This is a genomic window from Synechocystis sp. LEGE 06083, assembly GCF_015207725.1.
GTDB classification, from domain to species: Bacteria; Cyanobacteriota; Cyanobacteriia; order Cyanobacteriales; family Microcystaceae; genus Synechocystis; species Synechocystis salina.
Map to the genome: position 1 here is coordinate 1 of NZ_JADEWJ010000404.1, position 2229 is coordinate 2229.

The window sequence follows — 2229 nt, forward strand, 5'->3', positions numbered from 1 at the left end:
GAGGTTGATCGCCTGATGGGCCAGGCCGCCAAAATTATTCGTACCATTTGCCGTCAAGAGGATTTATGTGCCCGCATTGGCGCCAGGCAATTTGCCATCCTTTGCATTGAGTGCCACATCAGCCAAGCGGATTTTATTCGAGAAAGACTAGCCCTCGGTTTCCAGCAGGGAAATATCACTGTGGACCTGGGCATTGCAGAGCGTTCCCCCCAACAAGGGCTCCATGCCGCAGTGGATATGGCGAAGTCGGCCGCCCACGAACAGGGACGGTTCCGCACAAAAGTCAAAGTTTAAGTGCTCAAAACCGTTTTTCTTGTCATACCGCCCATCCATCGGCAAGTGGTTCCCCTATCGCCAACAAATTTTTGACAATGGAACGGATATTGGCGGAGCTGTAATCGTTAGGCCAGGCTTCATCATACCGCCATGGCGATCGCCAGCGATTCACTCAATCGGGTGAGTGGAGGGCCCTGAATTTTAGTTTAGAATCGTAAATACAGTGAGGTTAAGAAATAAGCAGAACTCGACGCGATTTCCTCCTCACACACGAAAATCTGATTACCGTCCTCCGGGGCGGTTTTTTTCTGAGAAGAGGGCAAAATGGGAAAGTGTTTTCCTGTGAGTATTGCCCAGCATGGCCGCCGATTCTCCTTCCCCTCCTGTTAATCTCCCTTCATCCACTCCCCCTTCTAGTAACCCAGGACGATTGTTGGGGCTATTGACGGCATTACTTTATGGCTTATTTACCCTGTTGCCCAATGGCAATAGTTTGTTGGTGAGTTGGCCCTGGGTCTTTGTTTGGCAAACTTGGCTTTGGTTGACTGTGCTGTGGTGTCTGTGGCAAATCTGGCAAAATAAACGCTTAATTTCCCTCGGACTGGGGTTCGACTGGTTGCTGTTGGCATTGGCGATCGCCGTAGCGGTGGGTAACATAACGGCCCAATTTTCCGCCCAGGCCCATTGGCATAGCTGGACATTACTAGCTTTTCTAGCCGGTTTATATGGATTACGAGGTTGGCTAAAAATTCAACCCCAACCCTTGGTAACTATCAATAAACTATTAACTTGGCAGGGCTATGTCGGCTTTGCTTTTATTGTCATTAGCCTATTGCTTTGGTTTACCCAAACCCTCATTCCGTTCTGGCAATCGGCGGCGATCGCCAAGGAAATGGGCCTCACTAAAACCTTTAGCTTTGGGGTATTGGAATTGCAAAATTGGGCCCCCATTGGCCACCAAAATTACGTGGCGGGTTACTTGGTGTTAATTTTGCCCCTGCTAAGTGTTTTAATTTGGCTCAATCAAGGCAAAAAACGCTGGTTTTGGGCCATGGCTTTAGCACTGGGTTTAATCGATTTTTACACCACTAGCTCCCGGGGCGGCCTGTTAGGTTTGGCGACCCTATTACTACTAGCCATTATCGGCGTTGGTTTACTGCGTAGGTTGCCTTGGCTTTGGTGGTTGGGTCTAAGCAGTATGGCGATCGCCGTAGTGGGAATTTTTATCGGCACCAATGACCGTTTACTAACTAGTTTCACCGGCATAATGGGAGGGCAAGGGGCGGGACAGTTCGCCTATCGTTTAATTAATTTTGAAATTGGTTGGCGCATGGGTTCAGCCAACCCTTGGACTGGCATTGGTTTGGGCAATGTACCCCTGCAATATCAACTCTATCGACCGGTGTGGGCTGGGCGGGAATCGGAATTTATTTACCAGCTCCACTCCACCCCCGCCCAATTATTGGCGGAATTAGGAATTTGGGGTGTATTAATTCCTTCACTGTTAACCGTTGGTTTAATTTGGCAGTTAATTCGCAGTTTAATGAATAGGGATTTAGTTACCGCCAAGGGCAATAGCGTTGATTTAAACACAGTAAAAATCATAATTTGGACCCTCACTAGCGCTTTGATAGCCTACGGGGTGACTAGTTGGACAGACTATCAATTGGACAATGTTTGCATTAGCGGCATTATTATTATTTATTTTGCCTGTTTACTACAGCTTTATTCTGCCGATCCAGTAATACCAAAACCCAGTCGTTTCGCCCGGCCAGTGTTCTTGGCTGGTCTTGCTTTCCTCTTGGCGATCGCCGTGTGGTTATTTCCCATTTTGCGGGCTTGGCAACTATCAGAAGTGGCTTTCCGGGCTTTGGCGGCGGAAAAGGTGCCGGCCTTCACCCAATACCTCACCCAAGCGGAAAATCTTGCCCCCTGGGAAGCCTATTACCCCAC

2 protein-coding genes are annotated in these 2229 nt (G+C 48.7%); both read left to right on the plus strand.

The annotated features are described in order from the left end of the window. Positions 1–294 (plus strand): diguanylate cyclase (locus tag IQ219_RS19140; protein ID WP_194073666.1); only part of this gene is annotated, 294 nt, incomplete at its 5' end. A gap of 340 nt (positions 295–634) precedes the next feature. Then, the coding region (locus tag IQ219_RS19145; RefSeq protein WP_194073667.1) for an O-antigen ligase at positions 635–2229 on the plus strand (1595 nt) is incomplete at its 3' end.